Below are 682 nucleotides of genomic sequence, written 5' to 3' on the forward strand. Positions count from 1 at the left end.
ATGCCGGGGTGGCTCAGAAGAACCTGCTCGACCTCCCAGGACGAGATGTTCTCGCCCCGCCGGCGAATCGCGTCCTTGATGCGGTCGATGAAGCGGAAGGCGCCGTCCGACTCCCGCACGACGCGGTCGCCGGTATGGAACCACAAGTTGCGCCAGGCCTCGACTGTCTTGTCGGGCTTGCCGAGATAGCCGGAAGCGAAGGCAAACGGTTCGTCCGCGCGAAGAATCAGTTCACCGGGCTCGCCATCCGGCAACGGGTTGTCGTGTTCGTCCACGACCTGCGCATCGAATCCCTCCCGTAACCAGCCCATCACGCCCCTGGGAGGCAGGTGCCGTGGAGCCGCGATGACGAGGTTGCTTTCGGTCGCCCCGTAGCCTTCGAGCATGAGGACGCCGGTGCGCTCGAGGAACGCTGCGCCTGCCGCCTCGGGCACACCCGGCCCTAGGCCGATGCGCACTTTGTGGCTCCGCTCCGCGGCGCTCGGCGGCTGTGCGAGAAGGAACGGGACCATCGCTCCCAGCAGGTAGATCACTGTCGCCTTCGCCGCCACCATCGTCGGCCAGAAGCCGGACGCCGAAAACTTATCCAGGAAGTTCGCCCTGCATCCCACGATGGCCGCCTGCAGAAACATGTGAAGCGCGTTGACGTGGAAAAGCGGAAGCGTCGTGCACAGGACATCGT

Annotated in this window: 1 protein-coding gene; it reads right to left on the reverse strand. The window is 65.2% G+C overall.

All coding sequences use genetic code 11. From position 1 onward, the window contains the following. On the reverse strand, positions 1-632 hold a 632-nt coding region (locus tag ACXJ3V_RS20260; protein ID WP_457102156.1), incomplete at its 3' end, for an AMP-binding protein. Positions 633-682: the final 50 nt, after the last annotated feature.

Source organism: Microbacterium sp. P5_E9, assembly GCF_054049175.1.